Genomic DNA, 24,023 nt, shown 5'->3' with positions numbered 1-24,023 from the left:
CAGCCTTAAACTTCTAATCTGGCCCTATAGGTGTTGATAGGAAGGAGACTTTATTTCATTTCAAATAATACAACGTAGTCTAAAATTGAATCAGTTCACAAAACAGAATGCTAAGTAGTCCAATCATCCCTGTAGAAAGGAATTCTAACCGAAGGTTTGAGAGCTGAAATATTCCAATAAAGAAAGGTATTAATTACATGAACCCATTAATCAAAAGCTCACTACTCAGTATTGGGGTCCTTGTATGTGTACCCGTCCAAGCTCAAGATAACTGGCGGCATGGAATTGGTACTGGAATCTACGCTCTCAATATTGAAGGGGATACCGGTCTCAATACGGCTCTTGGTTCGGTTAAATTTAATACTGACCTTAGTAGCGATGATGTTCAAGATCTCGTTGATTCTGCATTCGGCTTAGGAGGCTTCTCTACCAACGGTACCTGGACTATCCTCTACAACGCAGCCCAATTGGAGCTGGTTGGGAGCAACAGTGGCACAATTTTATCTGGGACTCCTGCTTCTGGTTCAGTTTCATTAACTGCGACTGTCGCCGAAGTGGCAGCAGCTTATAATTTTGCAAATACTGGAAATCATAATTGGGGGGTTCTACTGGGTGCTCGTTATACCAAACATGATTATGATGCCAAACTCGCAATTGGAGCATCCTCAGCGACTAGAAATCTGAGCCAAAACTGGACAGATGCAATAGTCGGATTGACTCATAATTATCCTCTCTCAGACAAGTGGTCCTGGAACTCTAAGGCAAATGTCGGTTTTGGTTCGGACACGGACGGGACTTACTTTGTTAATACAGGACTTACTTGGCAGTTTGCCGATTCGTGGTCTTCTACTTTATATGGACAACTGCTTCACTATAACTATGAGAATGGTAGCCGTGGCGATCCCGATTGGTATCTATACGATGCTGATGAATATGGCGTGGGATTGAACATCCTCTACCATTTTTAAACAGTTAGTCATTGAACATAGGGAAACGTCCTTCAGATCTTGCAGAAGAGCATTTCCAGGTCCACCAATACCAGCGCTTTTTCGTGGCATAAAGAAACGTAACTCGCCAAGTTGCTTGGTTTGAAAGCATCTGAAGTGGCGACCCTTGCGGCATATTTGAATTCGACAATTGCAGGACCAGCTAACAGCAACAGCTTCTATTACAATCAGGTTGTGAACAACCTCTCTGAATTACACTCATAGTGAACTCTGCCAAATTAAATTCGACATTTAGCATGGCTGACTAAGGAAGATGTGAACAGGTCGCTTATGCCTTGGTATGCCTTCTGGGTACAGGCTTTCAAATAGAACGTACCCGGCAGACCACGCAATAAACGACAAAGCGAGTAACTTCCCTGGCGTTAAGCGCTTTCCAGCGCCTGAGATACATCGGCAAAGATGTCCTCAATAGATTCAAGGCCTACCGAGATTCTGACCAGACCTTCACTGATGCCATGGGTGGTCCGCTCTTCAGACGTATAAGTTGCGTGGGTCATGCTTGCCGGGTGCTGACATAACGTCTCGGCATCACCCAGACTCACCGCTCGCTTAATCATTGCCAGCTTATTCATGAAAGTCACCGCTGACTGATACCCACCTTTCAGTTCAAACGCGATCATGCCGCCATTATCACTCATCTGCGCCTTGGCCAGCGCATGATATGGGTTATCTTCAAGCCCCGGATAATAGACCGACTCAACCGCTGAATGTTGCTGTAAATGCTGAGCCAGTTCAGAAGCACTTTTACAGTGCCTCTCCATTCTCAGCTCCAGTGTTTTCAAACCTCGGAGAATCAGGAAGGCGGTTAAGGGTGCGATTACGGCGCCGGTCATATCCTTCAGGCCAAACACCCGCACCTGATCAATGACGGCCTTTTCACCCACCACCGCCCCGGCGATCAGGTCACCATGCCCACCCAGATACTTTGTTGCGGAATGAACAACCAGATCGGCACCCAGCGTCAGCGGACGCTGCAGTGCCGGCGTGCAGAAGGTATTATCGACGATCACTTTAATATCCGGGTTGTAGTCATGCGCCACCTGGCTGATCGCCTGAATATCCATGACCCGCATATTAGGATTAACCGGACTTTCGAAATACACTGCTTTGGTGTTTGCGGTCAGCGCGTTCGCTACCGCTTCGATATCGGTACAATCAATAAACTCTACATCGATACCGAACTTCCTCAGTCCGTGCTGCATATAGGCAAAGGTACAGCCGTACAAGGTTTCATCGGCGATAATTTTGTCGCCCGGGGATAACAGAGTCCATAATGTCGCAGTGATTGCGCCCATACCTGAAGCGGTTGCCAGGCAAGCCTCACCGTCTTCAAGATCGGCTAAACGAACTTCAAGCAGTTCCTGAGTCGGATTAGAGATCCGGCTGTAAAAATGACCGGTTTGTTCACCGGCAAAACGAGCCGCGCCCTGCTCAACGTCTTCGAAACAAAAGGTAGAAGTCATGTACACCGGCGGATTCAACGCGCCCTCATTCTCTGACGCATCATATCCGGAATGAATAGCACGGGTTGAAAAGGACTGGCTCTTATTCTTGTTCATCACTCTCTCCACGTAGCAACACTTTCAGACGCATGCATATTCAAAACTGCAACAGCACACTTCAAAAACTAAAAACAAAACAGTTGAATTCGAAAAAACTAAGTGATTAGAATAGCCAGTATCGAGTAGCCATTATGTTCTTTTTAAAGGAATTCAGAAGAAACATTGGCACAGAAAGCCAAAAAACAATAAAAAGTTGGTGAATCATGCCAAGCAAAAAATTAGACCGGATTGACCGAAAAATTCTTGAAGAGATTCAACGCAATGGCAACATCAGTAATCTCGAACTGGCAGAAAAGGTCAACCTGTCTCCTTCACCTTGCTCCCGCCGGGTGCGCCAACTTGAAGAAGCCGGCATCATTGACAGACAAGTTACCCTGCTCAATCAGAATGCTCTGGGCTTACCGCTGACCGTATATATTCATGTCAGCCTGGAAAAACAGCTGCCGAAAACCCTGGAAAATTTTGAACGCAGCATTACCAGTTACAATGAAGTATTAGAGTGCGCGTTAATCACCGGCAGCGACGCCGATTACCTGCTGAAGGTGCTGATGCCGGATATGTCATATTATGAAAAGTTCCTACTCAAAGAACTGAATCAGATTGAAGGGGTATCGAGTATCAGAACCAGTTTTGTGATGCGTCAGGTTATCAGCCGCACCGAACTGCCTTTATCTCATATTAACTAGGGACCGGGGAAAGAAGTCGCTCACGCTCCCATCAACCAGCCATAAAAGGAACTGCCATGATCTGGTTACCACTGTTATTCATCATCTCGCTGATAGCTATCTGGGCCTTTACTAAGATCGCTTTAACCGGGCAAGACCTGTCGAAGTACGATCTGCAGGTAGAGCCTCTATTCTCTGACAAAGCCGCATCGCCGCCACACTTTGAACTGGAAAAACAGTTTACCGATATCGACCCCGACTTCGAAAGGCTGACCAAGCAACAACAACTTCACCAGTTGCGGAAGACAATGGATGATGCCGGCCTGAGAGTACCGACCAACGCCGTTGTTAGTACCGCTGATTCAGCACCCGTTGAGGGAGAGTGGGTTATCGCACCCGGTGCCGATCCGGACAAAAGACTGCTCTATATCCATGGCGGCGCCTTTATGATGGGCAGCCCGCAAAGTCACCGGATCATCACCAGTAAATTCTCTGAAATCAGCGGCGCTGCGGTATTCGCAGTGAACTACCGCAAGCTCCCCGAAAACGCACGGCTGGACTGCCTGGAAGATTGTCAGGATGCCTATCAGTGGTTGTTAAATAACGGGCCTGATGGCGAAAAACCGACAGACCAGCTCTATATCGCAGGCGACTCTGCCGGCGCTAATATGTGTCTGGTTCTCTTAGCCTGGATTCGTGATAGCCAACTACCTGCCCCTAAGGCTGCAGTCGTGCTATCCCCGGCAACGGACAGCACTCTGTCCAGCCCCAGTATCAGAAAAAACCTGGCCACCGACGCCATGCTGCAAAGCTTTATGGGGCAGATAATGCGAGTGCCAAGGACAATCCTGCTGCTGACCAGCTGGCTCAATACCCGAGTGAGACCCAATGACCCGAGAATCTCGCCGATACACGACGACCTGTCGAACCTGCCACCGCTGCTTATTCAGGCCAGCAACTCAGAGTGCCTGGCCGACGATGCCCGACGCTACACTAACAAAGCGCGGGCAGAAGGTTCTGACGTAACCCTGCAATTGTGGCGGGAGATGATGCACGTCTGGCATCTTTTTGAGCCGGAATTAGATGAAGCTAAGGACGCCTTTGAGCAGATAAGATTATTTCTGTTGCAGCACAGATAAAGCAAAGTCAGATTAAAAACCTATTCGTTCTCAATCTGACGCAGGACCACTTAGGCGAAGAATCACCAGCATGCCTGTCATTAGCATGCCCTTTGGGTATGCTGCCTTGATGCCAATATATCTGAAAAACTGTATCCAGAGGGGCGCCGGAGGCTTGTTCGCAGCTGTCTCAGTTTAATCATTCTTTTGCGGCAGAATATCTCTTTTTATTTGGACCACATGAAATCCACTTTTTAACCGGTTTAAAGGTTACTCAACTAAACTTATTGATAGCTGCTTTACTTAATTTAAGACAATGTCTTTGAGAGGAGGAGTATATGAAACAGCATTATTACATGACCGATGATATCGACAGCGTTGAGCATATCTCCGATGACCTGCATGAGCTGAATATTAATGACGATCATATTCATGTGGTTGGCAGGGATATAGATGCCATCGAACAGCACCATATTCACCTGGCAAGAGCTATCGATGAAACCGATATTGTTCGGTCATCAGAGCGTGGCACATTGCTCGGCATCGTTATGGGCGTACTCTTTGTATGGGGTGCAACTACATATCAACCCTTCGGCTTTGAATTTTCTACTATTAGTCTGGTTATGATTTCTCTGCTGATAGTGGGTATCTGTGCCTATTGGGGTGGGGTTTTCGGTACTTATTTTGATAACTACCGCATCTCGAAATTCCATAACGCTATTCTGGCAGGTAAATTCCTGATGATGGTCGATACCAGAAAAGACCAGGAGAGCCCGCTAAAAAATATGATGCGTAAACGTCATCCTGAGGCAAGCTGGATGGGTAAGGATTCCACCATTGCTAACCCGTTTCATGCCTGAGTTTATTTTTATAACGCACAAATTAAGACGCGTACAGGGAGCTAAGGTGCGCGTTATAGGTTTTCGGCGTTACTTCAGGGTAGCTACTTGCCCTGCTTTAACGCGATACCCAAACGAGAAAAGTAATCCTTGAAAGCGCTATTAATGCGCAGCCGCTGCTGCCCCATCGGATACAGCCCTTGCTGAGCTTCGGCGGTAGTTTTAGTACCCGAGACCAGGAAGTTATTGCTGATAGCCGCATCCTGAATAAAGGCTTCAAATGAACGGGCACACAACTCTTCCGGCAGGCTGTAATACGCCTGCCCAAGCGTCTTATCCATCTGTGCAGATTTCTGGAACAGTTCACTCGGCTGTGAGCCCGACTCATCCAGCATGATGTTTCGCAAGCAGGCAAAAAGAAGATCATTCAGGGGATGTACCACCGGAGTCGCCTCTGAGAGCCAGGCCTTAGAGGCAAACATCTTAGGCCCGGTATCGCTAAAGGCTTTATCACCAAGGTAATGATCCAATGCATGAAACCACTCATGGGCGATACTGCCCGGGCCGGCATTTTTCGCCAATGCAAAGCTGCGCGAAGACGGATCATAATGCGCAGCAACACCAGGCAGCCCGCCAATACCGTATTCCAGAGACAACGAACCACGCAGAGAGATCAGGGATTCGGGACTCTGGAGTATCGTCATAAGATCGAGCAGGGCATCGTGAAACAGCCCTGAGGCACGATCCCGCTCCGGTTCTGTCACCCAGCGACCGATGCGGATAGAACGAAAATCAAAGCGCCGTCTGACATCGACAAAACTGACCCGCTGATCATCTCGCAGATCCGGGCCTCGACGATAAAACTGCCGGGATAATGCCATTACTCTACCTTCTGTATTTAAAGCAAGCTTGGGAACCGAGCACAAACCAGACAGGCTGTATTATTAAACTTCATACATTGCATACAGCCCACAACTACATACAGCTCGCGCCGCTGAATAGTAGCTTATCTATGGTATTGGAAAAACTGCTAATTACCTGCCCTGCTGAATCCTGTTTTCTTCAGAAAAGAAGCTTTGCCAGGCCTCATCATCTTGGGGTATCAGAACAAATATCAGCCCTTTCAGATCTTTCCTCAAAATGAGGACTCTGGACTAACAAAACTATTTGGCTGTACTAATCTGTGATTCAGGGTGGAAAAGAACGTCCGCCGGATATACCGAGTGAAAAACTAAAGGGAGATTGGTGTTCATGGTACGGTTTTCATGGAACGAGACTCTGGCTGTGATACTTGCAGTGATGATCACTGCACTGCATAGCACAACGGTTCATGCTGCTGAAGAATATATTCGAATCAGCAGTTACATCGCTCAGCACCCGGGACAAACCGACGTCATGGGTGAGTTTGCCGAAATCGTTCGCGCGCCAGCAACCCCCATAACAACGGTACTGAAGCGACCGGTTCGCATCGCTATTATCTATCCTGGCCTGCAGACCTCAGACTATTGGCGCAGGAGTCAGGTCTCATTCGAACACCGCTTGCGTAACACACAGACACCTTATGAGTTGAAATCATTTTTCTCCCGGCCTTCGGTTGATTCTGCCCTGCAAAGCCAGCAGTTATCTGAAGCGTTAGCCTGGCAACCTGATTATCTGGTTTTCACCCTGGACACCGCACCTCAAAGCAGAATGATCGAGCGATTGCTTACGCGGGGCACACCAAAACTGATCTTGCAAAATATCACCACACCATTACTACGCTGGCAGACGAATCCCCCTTTCCTGTATGTCGGCTTCGACCATGCACAAGGTACCAGGCTAATGGCAGAATGGATGCTTAATAAAATTGACCATAAGGGTAAGTATCTGATGCTCTACTTCTCTTCCGGTTATGTCAGTCAGATGCGCGGTGACACCTTCGCCAATGAGGCGGCTAAACATCCCGATATAACTCAGGTTGCAGCATATTATACTCAGGGGAACCGCGATAAAGCTTATCAGGCCACCCTTCGCACTCTGCAGCAACACCCTGATCTGAAAATGATTTTTGCCAACTCAACGGATGTTGCGCTAGGTGCCTTACAGGCTCTGCGGGAAACCAACCGCCTGGATGTGTTACTGAATGGCTGGGGTGGCGGCGAGTCTGAACTGATAGAACTTCAGGCACAGGGGCTGGATGTCACCGTAATGCGTATCAATGATGATAATGGCATTGCTATGGCTGAAGCGATCAAGCTGGATCAGCAAAGCCAGACCGCTCGCATTCCACATATCTTTGCCGGTGATATAAAACTGCTGACTAAGGGTCAATTACAAGCCGATATCAACCAGCTAAAACAGCAAGCGTTCCGGCTTAGTAACCTGCCGCTGGAGGCTCAATAGTGCAGACTACACGCTTCTCAACGGTTATTCTGTCTCTGGTACTCGCTTTGCTGGCCATTGCCTCCGCCATACTACTGATCCCGGCTTTCAATGGTGCGAATGAGGCGCTCCAGCATGAAATCAAGCACGCTAACAAACGGGACCAACGTACACTGAACAGCCTGATGAAGGCTCAATTCAAAAACATTGAACAGATCAGCCAGGAATTAAGCAACACCTATGAAGTACATCTGGGGCTCAATGAAAACGATCCTGACAACATATCTCAAGTCGTAGAAAAATTACTATCTGACGCAAGCGGCCAGTACATTGATGCTATTGTTGTCGAGGATATCGACGGTTCCAGCACTGTTTCCATAAATGCCAGCATGCTCAACCTGAAACTTTCCCTGGCGGAACTCAGCAAAAACTACAATCCCCTCTCTACCTGGACAAGCGTATATACCGAATTGGAAGGCAAACAATTCAGTCTGTTACGCCTGACCCTGCCGATAGTCGATGAGCAATTCGGGCAGGTAATAGGGAGACTGCATACCTATGTATTGTTAAACGACAACTATTGGATCATTAATCAGTTACAGGAACTATTCGGCTCTTCAGCTATATCACTCAGCTCCCGTGAAAATATTCTCGACAGCATGGAAAGCCAGCCTGAACAATTACACAGATTACACGCACCGGTTACGATCGAAGATGGCGTGCTCACTACCGAAAATGACATTTTAAGAGAGCATTACCTGCGCATCGGCAACAGCGATGACTATACAGTCAGGTCCCTCCTGCCCAATAGTGCTGAGCGTACCCTGCTGGACAGTTACACCAGCAACCTTTATTACGCCACCTTGCAGGTTGTAATTCTGGGCATTATCACCATGCTGATTATCCGTTACCTGATTACCAGCTCATTGCATCCGCTGACCCGTTATGCCGAACATACCCCTGAAAGCGGTTCGCCAAGCCCTTTTAAATCAGGCCTCTTTAATGAATTTAACCGGGTGGGAATGGCAATCGAGAAGATGCTGCAGCGCATCCGTGAGCATGATAAACATCTATCCAGCATTGTTGATAACTCGCCAGACCTCATATTTATAAAAGACACTGAAAATCGATATCGCCTGGTCAGTAAACAGATGGCCAGGCTAGTCAATCAAAATCCGGATCAGATGGTCGGCGGCCTGGACTCAGACTTCTGGACCGATGAGCAGATTGCAAAAGTAAGGCAATGGGATCAGCAGGTATTAAGCAATTCACTCCCCGTACAATATGAGATCCCGATTGTTACCGAAAAAGGCTCCCGTACTTTTCTGGTCAGTAAATTTCCAATACTCGATGATCATAATAAACCTTACGCTATCGGTGGTATCGCGACTGATATCACCAAAGAGAAAGAGTCTGATGAGCTGATCTGGCGTCAGGCAAACTTTGATATTCTGACCGGGTTACCTAACCGGCGCATGTTCAGTGATCGGATAGAGCAGTCTATTAAAGAATCTCAAAAAACTGACCAGATCTGCGCCCTATTATTCCTTAATCTCGATCACTTTAAGGAGATAAACGATAGCAAAGGTCGTGAAACCGGCGATCTTCTGATCCGGGATACCGCCAGGCGATTACAATCCTGTAGCTCTGACTCCAGCACTGTAGCGCGTATCGGGGGAGATGAGTTTGCTGTTTTTCTAAATAACCTGAGTCACTTAAATGATGCCGAGAAGGTAGTGAAATATCTGTCAGCTGAATTAGCAAAACCCTTTACATCAGCAAAGGACACAGTCTATCTGTCCAGCAGTATTGGTATTGCATTCTACCCGAGCGATGCAAACACAGCAGACTCGCTGATTCAATGCGCAAACCAGGCAATGTATACCGCCAAAGAGCGGGGGCGCAACCGCAGAAATTACTTTACAGCGACGATGCAAGACTCCATTCAAAACAAGATAATTCTGGCAAACGATCTGCGCACAGCGCTTGCCGATAGTCAGCTAACCGTACTCTACCAGCCAATCATAAACCTGAATGATCACTCTGTGCATAAAGCGGAAGCCCTGATTCGCTGGCGGCACCCAACCAGAGGCTTCATTAGCCCGGCTGAATTTATTCCTATTGCTGAAGAGAACGGACTGATCATCGATATCGGTAGCTGGGTATTCAGGCAAGCAGCACGGCAAGTGAAATCATGGCGCACATCGCTCCAGACCGATTTCCAGATCAGTGTAAATATGTCACCGGCCCAGTTTCGATATGAAAGCAATGACCTGTATGACTGGTTCGAATTCCTTCACCAACAGGAGCTTCCCGGCAAGGCAATAGTAGTGGAGATGACCGAAGGACTGCTGATGGATACGAATCCGATTATTTCCAGCAAACTATTTCTGCTCAGCGATGCCGGCATGGAAGTGTCACTGGACGATTTCGGGACAGGGTACTCTTCACTGTCCTATCTTAAAAAATTCGATATTGATTATCTCAAGATCGATCAGTCTTTCGTTAAAAACCTGGAAAATGATCCGGATGATGTAGCACTGTGTGAATCTATAATAATGATGGCGCACAGGCTGGGAATAAAAGTCATCGCAGAAGGCGTTGAAACAGCTCAACAATATGATTTGTTGAAAGCCTGGGGATGTGACTACGCACAGGGCTATCTATTGTCTAAGCCGATACCCGCAAGTGAGTTTGAGACATGGTTTGCCGATACACTTGCCGATACAACAACCGGATTAGAGACCAGTCATTAATTATTCCTGGTCGCAACCAGCTTCAGGTATCTTCAAAGAAATAATCAGATCATATGCTTCCCGCCGTTGAGGCCTTGACTGGCAAGATCACTTTTTGAGTTTTTGAATAATATTTTCCATCTCCGTGCGAGCCTGTTTACGATCCTGTTCAGTCATCTTATCCAGATCGATAACCACCAGCATGCCGTTCTGCTCTTTACGGATAAATGTCGATTCCAGCAATGCCTGATCAAAAATTCCGGTTAGTGCATAGGGCCGAATTTCACGTTGAATACCTTTAGCATGGATGGGAGTCTGCTCCTCTGCGCTGAAGAAATCCTTAACCAGGGCGTAAGTTTCGTAAGAGATCATGATGCCATCAGGATCTGCCGCTGATTGTAAACGGGCGGCAAGGTTTACCTCTTCGCCGATGATGGTGTAATCCATACGTTCATTGCTGCCGAAGTTGCCCACATTGCAGTAGCCTGAATTTATACCAACGCGCATATGAAAAGGATTTTTATACCCCGTCTGCAACCACCTCGCTTGTAGCTCGGCCATTTTTTGCTGCATTTCGATTGCCATCTTCACACATGAAATTGCATCCTGCTGAACGCCTTTACTTTCCGGATCGCCAAAGAAAATCAGCATCGCATCGCCAACAAATTTATCGATTGTGCCACCATGCCGGGTGGCTATAGCTGACATTTCGGAAAAGTATTCATTCAGCAGAACGGTCAGATCCTCAGGTTGCATCTCTTCGGTTGTTGCGGTGAAATCCTCGATATCTGAAAAAAACACCGTCAGTTTTTTTCGTTCCGTTGTAATCTCAACATCACGCTCACCCTGGAAGATCGACTCATATATCTGTGGCGGGAGATATCTGGATAGCTTTTCCGGAATAATCTCCAGAATCGAGTTTTTGCTTTGTAACTCTTCTGTTTTCTCAGCAACTTTTCTGTCCAGATTTTGAATATGATCTTTCAGCTTGCTGACCATGTCATCAAACTCCGATGCCAGAATACCTATTTCATCGTCTCGTTTGATATTACTTCTGACGTCGAAATCACCGTCATGGACTCTTTGCACCAGTTCAGCGAGGGTATTGATCGGATTCAGCAGTCGCCAGAAGAATATGTAGCCGAACGTCAACGAAGCGATAAGTACAATGGCCGTTATCGTCAACACAATATTTTTTACTTTAGAGGCACTTTCATCTAACTCGGCAACATACGCAGAAGCCACAACATACCAGCCAAGGGGTTCAAAATAGCGTACCCAACCAATCTTGTCGTAAGCATAGTTTCCGGGGTCACCGGGCTTATCCCAGATATATTCAAAGGGCAGATCCGGTGTACCAGAGGCTTTGATCAGCTCATTCACCAGTCGCTTTTCAGTGGCTGGGCTGGATATACCGGCAAGTCTGTTTTCAGTCACGTTAGGATGGTAAATAACATTCTGCTCAGCATCGAAGATAAACATATACCCTGACTTACCGATGACGGTGTTTTTCATTTCATCGATAAGCCGCTCAACCAATCGCAGCTTCTTCAGTGCGATAGCTTTATCAATCTCATCAATATAGACACCGGTTCCCAGGATCCACTGCCAGGGGTCGAAGGAACGAACATAAGATAATTTAGGTTGCGGGTCGGTCTCACCAGGTTTAGGCCAGCTGTAGCCGACATAGCCTTCACCGGCATTATTCTCCTTTATGACATTCACGAACTCACGCATCAAATACACTTCATTTTCGTCTTTCAGATCAACCAGATCCTGCCCTTCAAGTTCGGGAAGTATGGGGTGCATTAACATGATGAAGTCAAAATCATTAAGCCAGAAGTAGCCGTTATCGCCGTAGCGCAGTGCCCGTACATCCTCCATCGCTAATTGCTTTGCAGTCTGTTCAGAAATATCCCCTGCTCTGAATTTCAGGTACCTTTGATTAATAACCCCCTCCACCAGCAGCGCCATATTCCTTAAGTTTTTGCGGATTATGGCGTTGGCATTCTGCTTAAATGATTCCAGCTCGATATAGGTGTTGTTAACCGTATCTGAGGCTTTACTGAGCATAGATTTAGCCAGTTTCTCTTCCAGTGAATAGGCATTATTTTTTACGATGGGAATGGTGAAGAACGTAATAAAGCCAGCATTGGTAAATACGATCAGCAGTATGACTAACAAGGTTTTCAGAAAAATCTTAGACCTGAACATATACACCTCTTGGTGTCTGGCTTCGCGGTGCTCTGCACGCGCTAAGCACGCACCTACGTTCATTGTAGAAAGGAATGCGAAGACCGCTACATAAACAACCTGCTGTTTGGTTGCTGCCTGTTATCGGGAATGTTGAACCGACCTGGTTTAGTGAACCAACTGGGTAACATCGATATTTAACTCAGAACCACTTATCTCACTTATCACATTCGCATGGTTTACTAAAATTCCGTCCCCAATCTCCTCACGAAATATCCGGGCCAGAACCCGCCCCTATAGCTATAGTTCTTACTATCTAGTGTTTAAGGCAATAAGCAGAGGCGAACCGATATGAGCAGCGTTACTGACATTATCCTGATATCTATGATCAATGACGGCAGCAACGGCCAGGATAAAAGCAAACACCCAAATGCCGATATTATCAGCAACTATATCAGGCAGAACCATCACGACTGCGAACTCGTGAAAGTTGACCCTTATGCGGGCGATAAAAAAAATATGCAATGCGATATTTTTATGTGCACAACCGATGGGTTAGATACCGCAGGGCTTATTGAACTGTTTAACAGTATTAAATGGCAAGACCCTGACTGTGTTCAGTTGATGCTGAAGGACGAGCAGGATGATGCATTCTTGATACACTCACCGGTACAGATATATTCCCAGTAATTGCCGGCGGGCAAAGGCTCAACAGCCGCAATAGAGAGGCCTCAAACAACATAGATGACTGACTGTCGATAGGCTGAACTTACTCTCTCCGATTCGGCAAGTAGTCTCAATGGATCAGACCAGAGGCCTGTCTTGCGCCCAGTATTTCCTATTTAGCCCAGCAGCCTTCCGGCTCTTCTGCCCAGGTTCGATAGGCACTCTCGCCACTCGCTTCGATCTGCTGAATCAGAAATTCGATCAGCACCCGGACCTTTGCCGGTAGAAATTCACGCTTCGGATAAATGCAATAGACGCCGTGCTCCTGTGGCCGGTAGTAGGGCAGAATCGGAACAATACGACCATCTTTAAGCCAATCCCGGGCTATGAAATGGGGCAGCTGGGTCAGCCCCAAACCCTGAGCGCAAAGTTCTGCCAGGGCTTCGCCGTCATCGACAATAAATTGCTGCCCGGGATCATAGTTCTGCTCACCGTCTCCATCGGGCATTGTCACTGGCATTAATCGACCCGTCTGCCGATAACGAAAGCGAATCCAGGGGTGGTCACTGAATTCGGCTGCCGTCGATGGACATCCGTTCTTTGTCAGATAATCGGGGGCTGCGCAGATCAAAAAGTCGACGGGGCTCAGCTTACGAGCGACCAGACGCCGGTCTTCAAGGCTGCCGCTGCGAATTGTCAGGTCGATTCCCTGTTCCAGCATGTCGACATAGCTGTCATTAAATGACAGTTCCAGCTCGATTTCCGGGTATTGCTGAATAAAGCGTTGCAGTAACGGCATCACATAAAGTCGTCCGTAAGATACCGGGAGGTTAACTTTTATCCGGCCTTTGGGCTCATCATTAGCCTGTTGAAGCCGTTGTTCGCACTGCTCCAGTTCCATGAGGATCTGTCGGGCGGTAATCAGGTATCGACTACCAGCTTCGGTCAGACTGACCTGCCTGGTCGAGCGGTGAAACAGCTTGAAGTTCAGGTGTTCTTCCAATCGCGCCATAGCTTTGCTTAACGTCGAAGGGGATAAACCTAAGTGGTTAGCGGCGGCGGCAAAGCCACCTTGTTCAACCGATACGACAAACTGCTTGAGAAGACTGAGCTTATCCATAAGTGAAATTTCATCACAACTGTTAAGAACAAGGTGACATTTAATCACATACGCGACAGGTTTAATATGCGCTTATCGAGCCGGCTCAATCACATAATACAAAGTTTCCATTTATCAGGAGTACCACCATGAAAAAGTTGCTGACTACCGCAGCCATATTGGCCAGTATTAGCGCAGGCAGTATCCATGCAAACACTCAGGTCGAACTTAACTTTATTGACCTGAGCCATCCCATCCCCACTTTTGCGCCCAGCACAGAGGATGCCACCAAACCCGATTTAAGCAAGCCCATTGCCGATAGCACCCCTATAGCCGGGTTTTACCATCAGGCGGTGTTATATCCGGTCGACAAGTGGGCCACTAACCAGGGGCACTTCGAGAGTGGCGCGATTTTAATTCAGGAGCACAATGGCACTAGTTTTAACGCCCCGAATCATTACTGGAATAATGAACAAAGTGCAGAAACAAGCGCTATACCTTTCGCTGAACGTAAAGCTGCTCATCAGCTGACCACAGCACAATTGACCGGTGATATCGTATTGATCGATATCTCACAGCGCGTAGAAAAAGAACTGAAAAAAAATGGCGGAAACCCAAGCCCGGATACCAGTATCACGGACTTCTCAGACAGCTCACAAGCGACTATTCGAGCCGCTGATATTCGCGCTGTTGCCGATCAGATCAAAGAAGGCGTGTGGCTGGTTGGCCGGGTGGGTTGGGAGCAGTTCTATTTTTCCGGCACCGAAGACTGGGATCAATCGCGCTACGTCAACAGTCTCAATCACCCTGGATTTAGCGCTGAAGCGATTGCAGAAATAATCAAAATCATGGATGAAAAACAGATCAGAATCTCAGGTATTGCTGCTGACAGTTTCAGTACCGATTCCGGTCAGGGCGCTAAAGGCACAGATGATAAATGGAGCAATGCCTGGCCTGCGCATGTGCGTTTATACCAGCGTGATGTTTTGATCGTTGAAAACTTAACCAACCTGGGCGAACTGGCGCAACAGCAGGGTCAATGCAGTCTGATGGTGGGGGCGTTAAACCATGTCGGTGGTACCGGTGGTCCGGCGCGTGTTATGGCGGCTTGCCTGGCAGGCGATACAGCTCACTGAGAGCATTAATTGCGGGCGTCGCCACTTAGGCGGTTATGTTACTTGTTGCTTTTTGACGGTTTCAGCAGGTCCTCTTATGTGAGGTGATGGAGGGCCTGCTGTGTAACGGTTTCCAGCCAACAGTTTCAGGGGCGCGGATAAATCTCAAAATGAACCAATGGAGGATCACTAATGGGTATCCTGACGGATGAAATGAAGCTGTTGATTGCGCAACACCGCCTGGGGTTCGTGGCAACGGTTAATGAGAATGGCACACCGAATCTGTCACCGAAAGGAACAATGGTTGTTCTCGACGACAACCATATCCTGTTCGGCGAGGTTCGATCGCCCAATACAGTGTCGAACCTGCAACGGAACCCCGCTGTCGAAATAAACATCGTCGATCCGCTCTCAAGAAAGGGGTTCAGATTCAAAGGTGTAGCGCGGTATATAGAGCGGGATTCGCCCGCGTTCGACGAGCTGTATCCAAAGATACACCAGCACTTCGAACAATGGGGCTCCCTGAAAGAGAGGGTACGAGGGGTGGTTGTACTCGAGGTCCGGCGCGCACTCAGCATTTCATCACCGGCGTATGACATCGGTGTCACTGAAGAAGCATTGCTGCAACACTTCGGGCACTATTACCAAGATCTCGCTGACGAAAAACTCACTAAGCTGGCGGCTGCAGATTTCGAGCTGGTCGGTTCCAAATTGTGTCCATTCGTACAGAGGTCAGTGATAACGCTCCTGCATAAGCAAGTGAAGTTTCGTATCCGCTACGTGGATCTCGCTGAGCCACCCGAGTGGTTTCTGGGCCTATCTCCAACCAGGAAGGTTCCTTTGTTGGTAGTGGATGGCGGCAACGTGATTTACGAGTCTGCCGTGATAAACGAACTCATTGATGAACTAACACCTGCCCGGCTTCACCCTGCTGATCCGATACAACGTGCACGCAACCGCAGTTGGATCGAATTCTGTTCGAACTGTCTGGTGGACACTCTGCACATGACAACTGCAGAAACCGAGGAGGCGTTTCGCGACGTGGTGAGCGCGAATAAAGCTAAACTCGAAATATTGGAGGCTGAACTCGGTGAAGGCCCGTTCTTTAATGGCGCTGATTTCTCATTAGTCGATGCGGCCTACGCACCGCTTTTCGTTCGCCTGGGGCTCATCGACCGTCAACTCCCGATTATCGACAGAGAAGCATTACCAAAGATTGCTCAATGGAGCGATCGGCTATTAGCGCTACCGTCAGTAATCAACTCTGTAGTATCCGATTTTCCCGAACTCTACGAAGCTATAATCTGGAAACGTCAGGGGTATCTGTCGCACTTCCTTCAGGGGGCCGATGAGCGCACACCGGTGCAGAGGGGACGTTACTAAACAGCCCTTACGATTCAAAAATTCGAACGTAGCGGAGGAAACCTTCATGTACATGTATCAGTGCTAAAAAATGTCAGCTCGCTGACATATTCCTATACAACCTTAATTCACGGGGATGCATTTATATGTATGCACCTGATTTTTTAATCCAACTTAACTATCGCCTGGCTCAGCCCCAGCAGCTGCTGGCTAAGTTCCGGCCCCATATGCTGATAGACCTTGCGTTGCGCTTGCTGCCAATAAACTTCAGCATCTCGATAAACGGTCAGGCCGTGCTCACTCAAAGTGAGTATGCGCTGACGGCGATCCTCTCCCGGTGTTACGTGAATCAGACCATCACGCGTCAGCGGCTTCAGATTACGGGTGAGCGTAGTCTGGTCCATCGCCAGCAGTGCCTGCAACTCTTTATTTGTGGTCTCACCTAACTTTGAGACCGCCCGTAGAATACTGAACTGGCCACCGTTCACCCCGGCCTGAGACAGCTGCTGATCGTAGATGCGGTTCATCACGCGCGTCGCTTTTCTCAGGCTCAAATTCAGGCAGGGAAGCTGCTTGAGCCCCTCAATGTAAGTCGATTTATTAGTCATAAGAAAAGATATTACATGCACATGCATTTATCTGTCAAACAGCAATTAGTAGTCACTTACTATCGCATGATGCGTGCCGGAGTATATCCTCAAACTAGTTAATACCCATCCTTTGTAAGATCCTCCAGCGCCTTGTATTCCTTCATCTCTTCAGGTCGCCTGACCGGGGTGTAAAGGATATAACTCTCTTTTACAGAATTGACCGAATCGACCAGCTTAAGCCGTTGGAGTTCACTTCTCACTTTTAAGTAACCCTGGTTCCTTTTTTCCCGCGGGCGGCAAATCAGTGCAACTACACTCATAAGCCTCAGCAGAAAATGCCAAAGACTCTGAAAGCGTCGGATGTGCATGAATCGTTAAAGCAATATCTTCCGCTACACAGCCCATTTCAATCGCCAACCCCGCCTCACCAATTAATTCACCCGCGTTAATTCCAATAACAGCAGCGCCAATAATACGGTCATTGGATTTATCATAAATAGTCTTGGAAAAACCTTCACTTCGCCCGGCACCTATAGCCCGACCACTCGCCGCCCAGGGAAAAGTCCCTACGCCGTAATCAATACCTTTAGCGCGAGCTTCTTTTTCAGTAACGCCAACCCAGGCTATTTCCGGATCAGTATAAGCAACGTTGGGGATGCATTTCGGTTGGAACACCTGGTTCTTACCTGCAATCACCTGCGCAACCACATGAGCCTCATGAGTCGCTTTGTGGGCAAGCATAGGTTGACCGACCAAATCACCGATTGCATAAATATTATCCACATTAGTTTGCAACTGGTTATTCACTGGAATAAATCCGCGCTCGTCGACAGTCACACCTGCTTTAGCCGCGTCAACCAGATCGCCATTAGGCCGACGCCCCACCGCCGACAATATTTTATCAAAACGCTGTGGTTCCAAGGCACTGTTGCCACCCACAAACGTCACCCACAAGCCGTCGTCCCTGGCCTCAACCTCAGTCACCCGGGTCTCCAGCAGAATGGACTCATACCGCTTTTTAACGTAACGATGCAGTACTTTGACCACGTCCTTGTCGGCTGCAGTGATCAACTGATCAGACATTTCAACGATGGTTATTTTGCTACCTAAAGCGCGATAAACCGTGGCCATTTCCAGACCTATAATTCCGCCGCCAATCACCAGCATTTTGGATGGGATATCGCTCAACTCCAACGCACCGGTAGAGTCAATAATACGCTCATCATCGGGCAAGAAAGGCAATTGAACAACCCGGGACCCGGTAGCGACAATAGCATTTTCAAAATTGATGCTTTCCACTTCAGCATTCCCTTCAATGGCAACAGAGTGCTTAGAAGTAAACCTGGCAACACCTTGTACCACCTGAACATTACGCATTTTCGCCATGCTCGCTAATCCACTGTTTAACTGCCTGACAACGCCATCTTTATAATTACGAATTTTTCCCACATCGACAGTTGGTTCACCAAAGGAAACCCCATGCGACTCCATACTTTTCGCTTCATCAATGACTTTCGCCGAGTGCAAGAGCGCCTTGGAGGGAATACAACCCACATTTAAACACACGCCTCCCAGAGTCGAATGCTTTTCAACCAATACAACGTTTAACCCTAAGTCTGCTGCACGAAACGCCGCGGTATAACCACCAGGGCCCGCACCTATGACAACAACTTGTGCCTGAAGACTTTTATTCATAGCTTTTACCTCTAACAATTAAACAGATACCCTTTTTCCAGATACCAGAGCTTTCACATATGCTGCTATGAATGACCTAGGCAGGATCAATACGCTGGAATATCAGCGATGCGTTAGTACCGCCAAAGCAAAGCTATTGGACATAACTTTGTTCAACCTGATGTGCTCAATCGTTTCTTGAACGATCGGCAAACTTATCGCTTCAGCATCCAGCTCTTCGATATTGGCAGACGCGCAGATAAAGTTATTCTTCAGCATGATTAATGAATAAATAGCTTCCTGCACTCCGGCAGCCCCCTGGCTGTGGCCGGTTAGTGACTTGGTTGAACTGATTTTTGGGACCTTGTCAGAGAATACTTCTTTCATGGCTCGTAACTCCGGCAGATCTCCGGCTGGCGTACTGGTACCGTGGGCATTGATATAATCAACGTCGCCGTCGATCATTGCTAAAGCCTGCTGCATACACCGCACTGCGCCCTCGCCGCTGGGGGCGACCATGTTGTACCCATCAGAGGTTGCACCATAACCGACAAGTTCTGCATAAATGGTGGCACCGCGCGCCTGAGCATGTTCCAACTCCTCTAAAACCAGCGCGCCAGCCCCGCCGGCAATGACAAAACCATCTCGGTTAGCGTCGTAGGCCCTGGAGGCTGTCTCTGGTGAATCATTACGCGTAGATAAAGCACCCATCGCATCAAACAGGCAAGCCAGCGTCCAATGCTCCTCTTAACCTCCGCCAGCAAATACCACATCCTGCTTACCAAACTGAATCTGCTCCATCGCTGCACCTATACAGTGAGCGCTGGTAGCACAGGCAGACGAGATCGAGTAATTGACCCCTTTAATCTTAAAAGGCGTCGCCAGACAGGCCGAAAGCGTACTGCCCATGGTCTGTGTTACACGGTAAGGACCTACACGCTTCACGCCTTTACTGCGTAAAACATCCGCAGCTTCTACCAGGTTCGACGATGATGCCCCTCCCGAGCCCATAATCAGACCGGTACGTACATTGGATACCTGTTCATCACTCAAGCCGGAGTCTTGAATTGCTTCTGTCAGCGCAATATAAGCATAGGCGGCAGCATCCCCCATAAAACGCAGGGTTTTACGGTCTATATGCTCATTAACGTCGATTTCAATGCTCCCAGCCAGATGGCTGCGCAACCCCATCTCTTTGTATTCCTGCTTAAACTTAATGCCTGATCTGCCGCATCTTAACGACTGAAAAACTTCATCCTGATTATTTCCAATACTGGAAACGATACCTAAACCAGTAACGACAACGCGTTTCATAACTTAAACCTCTTTTTCACTTACGACCTTGCCAGGGCATTAAGCAGATGTTGCCTGGCCCCGCTTTACTATTTGATAACCGAAAGATTGTTATCAACAGGTAAAGAAACAGCTTTGCCGCAATTGCCATATCACTCCTCAGCATTGTTGTTCAAAACATCCCGAAGAGTCTGTTGAGTTTTCTGCCACCAGGGCATCTCACGCAACTGCTTCAGCCAGCGAGAGACATTAAGGTATTCCTCAAGGGGGATCCCTGCTTCATCAGCAAACATCAGATAACTCCCAAGACTGATATCAGCGATGCTAAAACCGTTGCCAACAAGCGCATGCTTACCGGTTAATGCCCGCTCAATTACGGTCATAGAACAGTGAAATTGATCTACCTCTTCCGGCGACAACGTCCACCGCCCCTCGAAACCCCAATGGGGTAAAACCACGCGACGATGACTAAATACACCAACCGCTGCATTCCAACGGTTCATCTGCCAGAACAGCCATTTCAGCACCTCACCCTGAGAGGCTATGTCACCGGGCCAAAGTGATGACTGATACTTATTCGCAAGGTATTGCAGGATCGCGTTAGATTCGTTGAGGACAAAACCACCTTCGACCAATACCGGCACCTTGCCACCGGGATTGATCCGAAGAAAACTTTCAGCTTTTATTTGCTGCCCCCGGTGCAACACAACGTGCTTGTAATCGGGCTTGATATCTATGGCGTTACACAGCAGCAGCATTTTTATGCTGTTAACGGTCAGCGCGTTTACAAACAAAGTTAAATCACTCTTCATTGTTCCACCTTTGCAGTGTCAGTAATCGCCAGCTCATCCCTTAGAACCAGCCTGAAGACCTTGCCGAAAGCTTGCGAGTTTTTTCGACGGGATTGCAGGTATTTGCCAAGGTAGAACAGAACCTTATTGATAAAACCTGGAATGATCAGGCGCCGCTTACCCAGTTTATTTAAGGTGTAATGGGCAACAAATTCCGCGTCCAAAGGCTTAAAGGGGGTACTTTCAAAATTCTGATGCGGTGCCAGATTAGTTTTGGTAAAGCCCGGAGCCGCAATGGAAATTTTGACACCTTGCGATTCCAGCTCTAACGCTATGCCTTCAGCGAAAGTTAATAGGTAGGATTTAGTTGCGGCGTAGTTTGCAATCAAAGGCACGCCTTGAAAGGCAACAATAGAAGAGATAAACAGAATCTGACCACCACCCTGGCTCGCCATTTTGTTAGCTAAGTGGTGAGTGAGCAGCAATGGTGCTGAGCAGTTTAAGGCAATCGAACTGAGCATTTCAGCGGGGGGCAATGTCAGAAAACTTCCAGATTCCTCCTTGCCGGCGTTGTTAATTAGCAGGTTCACCTTCAGCTCTTTGGTCTCACTGATTAGGTGGTTTACACCTTCCAGAGATGAAAGATCTGCAGCTACAGTTTTGGTCGCCACGCCGTATTGCTGGCTTATTTTTTTACTGAGTTCAACAAGCCTGTTTTCATTCCTGGCAACCAGAATGATCGATTTCTTCTTTTTTGCCAGCTCCTCAGCAAAGGCCAAACCTATGCCTCCCGATGAACCTGTCACCAGCGCCCAGGAGTTGCTTTTATTTTCATCACTGTAAGTCATTATATTTCTCACTTATCCTTTAAAATATACATGCATCTACATGCATATTTATAATAACCACCGGGAAATCAGGGTGTTCGTACTGGACACCCTCTGTCTTAACCTTGTGGCATTAAAAACTTATCCGTAGATAAGATTGGTCTGGAAGCTTCTTGCTAATAGCTGCCCTTGCGCGCCCCAGATTTCTGCCTGCGAAGAGCTCAGGCCATTCTCAGCAAAATTTGCTTTGGACAGATAACCCAAATAATCCGTCGTGGAAACTTCATGTATGAGGTTTGCAAAATGAATACTCCAGCTAAGTGTGGAGAGGGGTTTAAAGCCTTTGTAATGAGATGCAGCAGAGGGTGGCCAGGAATCGGTCAGGCAAACCAGGCTGGAGGCTGTCATTTTTGTTGGAGCATCCTTAAATCGCATCCAGCCACCGAGTTGCGGAATATCTTGCCCGGAGAATGGCATCCCTTCAGTCGCAATATGGTTGTCAAAGTGTTGGAAAAAGGACGGCAAATGATCCCCTTGTAACAAAACTGACTCTTTCTTGTCTTTAAGTAAAGGCGGGATAAATGTTTCAATTGTCACATTGGATTCAATCGGTAAGACATAGTCCGCTCTAGCCGTCGCCCTCACTTTATCTCCCTGAACAATTCGGGCAGATTTAATGGTAACTGTCTTTCCGTTAGCCAGGGTTTCAACTTGAACGTCAAAAGGCTTGAAGGCTTCCAGTGGCCTGACAAAACCAACTTCAAAATTTCGCAGGCGCCGTGCTGGATCCGTATCTCTGGCGGTGGCTTCACAAAGAATGGCGCCCGTCAGCCCTCCAAAAGTTGTTCTGCCTTGTGCCCAGGAGTCTGGGATCAAAACTTTTTGATCCTCTCTGATGGCGCTCAGTATTTCTTCCAGAATCATTGCTCTACCTTTCTATGCTTTCGCACCCTAAAATTTCTTTCAAAAACTCATACACTTACAGAGAATGCATATGCATGTTATTGGTTGCTTTGTTTTCAAATTAACCATTGCCTGGTTCAGTTCCAGCAGATGTTGACTGTACTCGGGCCTCTGGTGCTTATAAATCTTTTGTTGCGTTTATTGCCAATCAACTTTGGTATCTCAATAAAAAGATCTCCCATGCCCACTCAAGTTGAGAAACGCTTCTCCCCCTGATATCAGCCATATCACAACACTACATGCATATGCATTTAAAAGTCAACTATCCAGTCTTTTCTCTAAATGCTATGTCCGCTGTAGAGTTATGAAGTCCCCTGGAGAGGCCAGCAAAAGCTTAGCTGTATGCAATCCAATTACTGCCAGTACTAACGCTGGGCTTAACCTGAAGTTAGCTCTCTGGCGACAGCGGACATATATGGTTCACACAAGACATATCAGGAATCTTTACATTTTGTAAGCTGCCAAGCTGGCGCATCAAAGTGAAGTCAGAAAACACAATTTTTCGGGCTGATTTTGCCAGGGGAGCATTCCAGACGGAAAGAAACGGTTGTCAGGTAGGGAGAATGGTGCCAGCACCAAGAGTCGAACTCGGGACCTACTGGTTACAAGTCAGTTGTTCTACCGGCTGAGCTATACCGGCTAAGCTTTTATCTTACAAAGACTCACCAGACAGGAGAGCTCTTGAATTAAACAGATGTTGACGGCCCCGTAACATGAGGCCGTCGCTATGCAAAAATGCGTAATCTACATGGCAGAAGGATCAAACCCTTTGTCAAAGATCACAGCATCGCTGTCAGTATACTGCTGGCGTACTTTGATTAAAGGCTGATAGTCTGGGTCGGCATAGAACGCCTTTGCATTCTCTAGTGATGGAAACTCCACAATTACGAGTCGACCTTCGGGAAGCGTCCCCTCTAAGGGTTGTACATTTTCAGTCATAACCAGGGGCTGACCGCCATGCTTCTCGACAAGGGGGAAGGCTAGCGGTGCGTATTCACGGTTATAAGCTTCAAAGTCTTTAGTGCGAACAAATGCCATCATATATGCAGACATAGTAGTTTCCTGTTCATTAGCTGGTATGGACTTCCCTCTACTTTCGCGTACAAGGAAGAGAATGTATGTATTCGGTTAAGCTCCACAGTTTGTTGCGGCGTGCCAATGCC

Annotated in this window: 20 protein-coding genes, 1 tRNA gene and 1 pseudogene; 9 read left to right on the top strand and 13 right to left on the bottom strand. The window is 47.6% G+C overall.

Annotated elements, in window-relative coordinates; all coding sequences use genetic code 11:
• The first annotated feature begins 197 nt into the window (after nucleotides 1-197).
• Nucleotides 198-968 (top strand): hypothetical protein, encoded by a 771-nt coding sequence (locus ACQUQM_RS02265; protein ID WP_432472857.1) that lies wholly within the window; start codon nucleotides 198-200, stop codon nucleotides 966-968.
• A 401-nt stretch (nucleotides 969-1,369) separates the two neighbouring features.
• On the opposite strand, the gene megL is transcribed toward ACQUQM_RS02265, so the two are convergent.
• Nucleotides 1,370-2,566, bottom strand: coding sequence for a methionine gamma-lyase (gene megL, locus ACQUQM_RS02260; protein WP_432472856.1), 1,197 nt, complete (start codon nucleotides 2,564-2,566; stop codon nucleotides 1,370-1,372).
• Between the two features lie 206 nt (nucleotides 2,567-2,772).
• Here megL and ACQUQM_RS02255 point away from each other — a divergent pair, with 206 nt between their 5' ends.
• The 3 genes from ACQUQM_RS02255 to ACQUQM_RS02245 all read left to right on the top strand — a co-directional run bounded on the left by ACQUQM_RS02255 (nucleotide 2,773) and on the right by ACQUQM_RS02245 (nucleotide 5,212).
• Nucleotides 2,773-3,255 (top strand): Lrp/AsnC family transcriptional regulator, encoded by a 483-nt coding sequence (locus ACQUQM_RS02255; protein WP_432472855.1) that lies wholly within the window; start codon nucleotides 2,773-2,775, stop codon nucleotides 3,253-3,255.
• 56 nt (nucleotides 3,256-3,311) lie between these two features.
• Nucleotides 3,312-4,373, top strand: coding sequence for an alpha/beta hydrolase (locus tag ACQUQM_RS02250; RefSeq protein ID WP_432472854.1), 1,062 nt, complete (start codon nucleotides 3,312-3,314; stop codon nucleotides 4,371-4,373).
• Between the two features lie 317 nt (nucleotides 4,374-4,690).
• Nucleotides 4,691-5,212: a hypothetical protein gene (locus ACQUQM_RS02245; RefSeq protein ID WP_432472853.1), complete on the top strand. Its 522-nt coding sequence runs from the start codon at nucleotides 4,691-4,693 to the stop codon at nucleotides 5,210-5,212.
• Nucleotides 5,213-5,295: 83 nt separating this feature from the next.
• On the opposite strand, the gene ACQUQM_RS02240 is transcribed toward ACQUQM_RS02245, so the two are convergent.
• Nucleotides 5,296-6,072 carry a CLCA_X family protein gene (locus tag ACQUQM_RS02240; protein WP_432472852.1) on the bottom strand — a complete coding sequence of 259 codons (777 nt, stop codon included), beginning with the start codon at nucleotides 6,070-6,072 and terminating at the stop codon, nucleotides 5,296-5,298.
• 370 nt (nucleotides 6,073-6,442) lie between these two features.
• Here ACQUQM_RS02240 and ACQUQM_RS02235 point away from each other — a divergent pair, with 370 nt between their 5' ends.
• Together ACQUQM_RS02235 and ACQUQM_RS02230 are read left to right on the top strand one after the other, a co-directional pair.
• Nucleotides 6,443-7,573 (top strand): substrate-binding domain-containing protein, encoded by a 1,131-nt coding sequence (locus ACQUQM_RS02235; protein WP_432472851.1) that lies wholly within the window; start codon nucleotides 6,443-6,445, stop codon nucleotides 7,571-7,573.
• Nucleotides 7,573-10,308 (top strand): EAL domain-containing protein, encoded by a 2,736-nt coding sequence (locus ACQUQM_RS02230; protein WP_432472850.1) that lies wholly within the window; start codon nucleotides 7,573-7,575, stop codon nucleotides 10,306-10,308. The genes ACQUQM_RS02235 and ACQUQM_RS02230 overlap by 1 nt, the downstream gene beginning before the upstream one ends.
• A gap of 87 nt (nucleotides 10,309-10,395) precedes the next feature.
• Here ACQUQM_RS02230 and ACQUQM_RS02225 read toward each other — a convergent pair whose 3' ends face one another.
• Complete coding sequence (locus ACQUQM_RS02225; protein ID WP_432472849.1) at nucleotides 10,396-12,501, bottom strand: cache domain-containing protein; 2,106 nt, start codon at nucleotides 12,499-12,501, stop codon at nucleotides 10,396-10,398.
• 330 nt (nucleotides 12,502-12,831) lie between these two features.
• Between ACQUQM_RS02225 and ACQUQM_RS02220 the strand changes: the two genes are divergently transcribed.
• Nucleotides 12,832-13,170: a hypothetical protein gene (locus tag ACQUQM_RS02220; RefSeq protein WP_432472848.1), complete on the top strand. Its 339-nt coding sequence runs from the start codon at nucleotides 12,832-12,834 to the stop codon at nucleotides 13,168-13,170.
• A 148-nt stretch (nucleotides 13,171-13,318) separates the two neighbouring features.
• On the opposite strand, the gene ACQUQM_RS02215 is transcribed toward ACQUQM_RS02220, so the two are convergent.
• Nucleotides 13,319-14,266, bottom strand: coding sequence for a LysR substrate-binding domain-containing protein (locus ACQUQM_RS02215; protein WP_432472847.1), 948 nt, complete (start codon nucleotides 14,264-14,266; stop codon nucleotides 13,319-13,321).
• Between the two features lie 128 nt (nucleotides 14,267-14,394).
• Here ACQUQM_RS02215 and ACQUQM_RS02210 point away from each other — a divergent pair, with 128 nt between their 5' ends.
• Nucleotides 14,395-15,381: a cyclase family protein gene (locus ACQUQM_RS02210; protein WP_432472846.1), complete on the top strand. Its 987-nt coding sequence runs from the start codon at nucleotides 14,395-14,397 to the stop codon at nucleotides 15,379-15,381.
• A gap of 171 nt (nucleotides 15,382-15,552) precedes the next feature.
• Complete coding sequence (locus ACQUQM_RS02205; RefSeq protein ID WP_432472845.1) at nucleotides 15,553-16,743, top strand: pyridoxamine 5'-phosphate oxidase family protein; 1,191 nt, start codon at nucleotides 15,553-15,555, stop codon at nucleotides 16,741-16,743.
• A gap of 143 nt (nucleotides 16,744-16,886) precedes the next feature.
• On the opposite strand, the gene ACQUQM_RS02200 is transcribed toward ACQUQM_RS02205, so the two are convergent.
• The 9 genes and pseudogenes from ACQUQM_RS02200 to ACQUQM_RS02160 all read right to left on the bottom strand — a co-directional run bounded on the left by ACQUQM_RS02200 (nucleotide 16,887) and on the right by ACQUQM_RS02160 (nucleotide 23,913).
• Nucleotides 16,887-17,249, bottom strand: a complete 363-nt coding sequence (locus ACQUQM_RS02200; protein ID WP_432472844.1) for a MarR family winged helix-turn-helix transcriptional regulator — start codon at nucleotides 17,247-17,249, stop codon at nucleotides 16,887-16,889.
• 179 nt (nucleotides 17,250-17,428) lie between these two features.
• Nucleotides 17,429-17,572, bottom strand: coding sequence for a hypothetical protein (locus ACQUQM_RS02195; RefSeq protein ID WP_432472843.1), 144 nt, complete (start codon nucleotides 17,570-17,572; stop codon nucleotides 17,429-17,431).
• Nucleotides 17,562-19,007 (bottom strand): dihydrolipoyl dehydrogenase, encoded by a 1,446-nt coding sequence (gene lpdA / locus ACQUQM_RS02190; protein WP_432472842.1) that lies wholly within the window; start codon nucleotides 19,005-19,007, stop codon nucleotides 17,562-17,564. Before lpdA ends, ACQUQM_RS02195 begins: the two co-directional genes overlap by 11 nt.
• A gap of 76 nt (nucleotides 19,008-19,083) precedes the next feature.
• Nucleotides 19,084-20,300, bottom strand: a pseudogene (fabB, locus tag ACQUQM_RS02185) (beta-ketoacyl-ACP synthase I).
• A 131-nt stretch (nucleotides 20,301-20,431) separates the two neighbouring features.
• The gene (locus tag ACQUQM_RS02180) at nucleotides 20,432-21,091 is read right to left on the bottom strand and encodes a glutathione S-transferase family protein (RefSeq protein WP_432472841.1); all 660 of its coding nucleotides are present in this window, start codon (nucleotides 21,089-21,091) and stop codon (nucleotides 20,432-20,434) included.
• The gene (locus ACQUQM_RS02175; RefSeq protein ID WP_432472840.1) at nucleotides 21,088-21,918 is read right to left on the bottom strand and encodes an SDR family NAD(P)-dependent oxidoreductase; all 831 of its coding nucleotides are present in this window, start codon (nucleotides 21,916-21,918) and stop codon (nucleotides 21,088-21,090) included. The genes ACQUQM_RS02180 and ACQUQM_RS02175 overlap by 4 nt, the downstream gene beginning before the upstream one ends.
• Before the next feature lie 120 nt (nucleotides 21,919-22,038).
• A complete protein-coding gene (locus tag ACQUQM_RS02170; protein WP_432472839.1) occupies nucleotides 22,039-22,821 on the bottom strand; it encodes a thioesterase family protein in 783 nt (260 codons plus the stop codon).
• Nucleotides 22,822-23,424: 603 nt separating this feature from the next.
• Nucleotides 23,425-23,500, bottom strand: a tRNA-Thr gene (locus ACQUQM_RS02165).
• Between the two features lie 104 nt (nucleotides 23,501-23,604).
• Nucleotides 23,605-23,913 (bottom strand): DUF1330 domain-containing protein, encoded by a 309-nt coding sequence (locus ACQUQM_RS02160; RefSeq protein ID WP_432472838.1) that lies wholly within the window; start codon nucleotides 23,911-23,913, stop codon nucleotides 23,605-23,607.
• Nucleotides 23,914-24,023: the final 110 nt, after the last annotated feature.

It is taken from the genome of Amphritea sp. HPY (assembly GCF_050870985.1).
In the GTDB taxonomy this organism is placed as follows: Bacteria; Pseudomonadota; Gammaproteobacteria; order Pseudomonadales; family Balneatricaceae; genus Amphritea.
Note: the sequence above shows the minus strand (reverse complement) of the source record. Positions and strands in the feature narration are given on the sequence as shown.

Coding starts and splice junctions, on each gene's coding strand:
- ACQUQM_RS02265 (WP_432472857.1), top strand. CDS start 198: ATGAACCCATTAATCAAAAGCTCACTACTCAGTATTGGGGTCCTTGTA.
- megL (WP_432472856.1), bottom strand. CDS start 2,566: ATGAACAAGAATAAGAGCCAGTCCTTTTCAACCCGTGCTATTCATTCC.
- ACQUQM_RS02255 (WP_432472855.1), top strand. CDS start 2,773: ATGCCAAGCAAAAAATTAGACCGGATTGACCGAAAAATTCTTGAAGAG.
- ACQUQM_RS02250 (WP_432472854.1), top strand. CDS start 3,312: ATGATCTGGTTACCACTGTTATTCATCATCTCGCTGATAGCTATCTGG.
- ACQUQM_RS02245 (WP_432472853.1), top strand. CDS start 4,691: ATGAAACAGCATTATTACATGACCGATGATATCGACAGCGTTGAGCAT.
- ACQUQM_RS02240 (WP_432472852.1), bottom strand. CDS start 6,072: ATGGCATTATCCCGGCAGTTTTATCGTCGAGGCCCGGATCTGCGAGAT.
- ACQUQM_RS02235 (WP_432472851.1), top strand. CDS start 6,443: ATGGTACGGTTTTCATGGAACGAGACTCTGGCTGTGATACTTGCAGTG.
- ACQUQM_RS02225 (WP_432472849.1), bottom strand. CDS start 12,501: ATGTTCAGGTCTAAGATTTTTCTGAAAACCTTGTTAGTCATACTGCTG.
- ACQUQM_RS02220 (WP_432472848.1), top strand. CDS start 12,832: ATGAGCAGCGTTACTGACATTATCCTGATATCTATGATCAATGACGGC.
- ACQUQM_RS02215 (WP_432472847.1), bottom strand. CDS start 14,266: ATGGATAAGCTCAGTCTTCTCAAGCAGTTTGTCGTATCGGTTGAACAA.
- ACQUQM_RS02210 (WP_432472846.1), top strand. CDS start 14,395: ATGAAAAAGTTGCTGACTACCGCAGCCATATTGGCCAGTATTAGCGCA.
- ACQUQM_RS02205 (WP_432472845.1), top strand. CDS start 15,553: ATGGGTATCCTGACGGATGAAATGAAGCTGTTGATTGCGCAACACCGC.
- ACQUQM_RS02200 (WP_432472844.1), bottom strand. CDS start 17,249: ATGAACCGCATCTACGATCAGCAGCTGTCTCAGGCCGGGGTGAACGGT.
- lpdA (WP_432472842.1), bottom strand. CDS start 19,007: ATGAATAAAAGTCTTCAGGCACAAGTTGTTGTCATAGGTGCGGGCCCT.
- ACQUQM_RS02180 (WP_432472841.1), bottom strand. CDS start 21,091: ATGAAGAGTGATTTAACTTTGTTTGTAAACGCGCTGACCGTTAACAGC.
- ACQUQM_RS02175 (WP_432472840.1), bottom strand. CDS start 21,918: ATGACTTACAGTGATGAAAATAAAAGCAACTCCTGGGCGCTGGTGACA.
- ACQUQM_RS02170 (WP_432472839.1), bottom strand. CDS start 22,821: ATGATTCTGGAAGAAATACTGAGCGCCATCAGAGAGGATCAAAAAGTT.
- ACQUQM_RS02160 (WP_432472838.1), bottom strand. CDS start 23,913: ATGTCTGCATATATGATGGCATTTGTTCGCACTAAAGACTTTGAAGCT.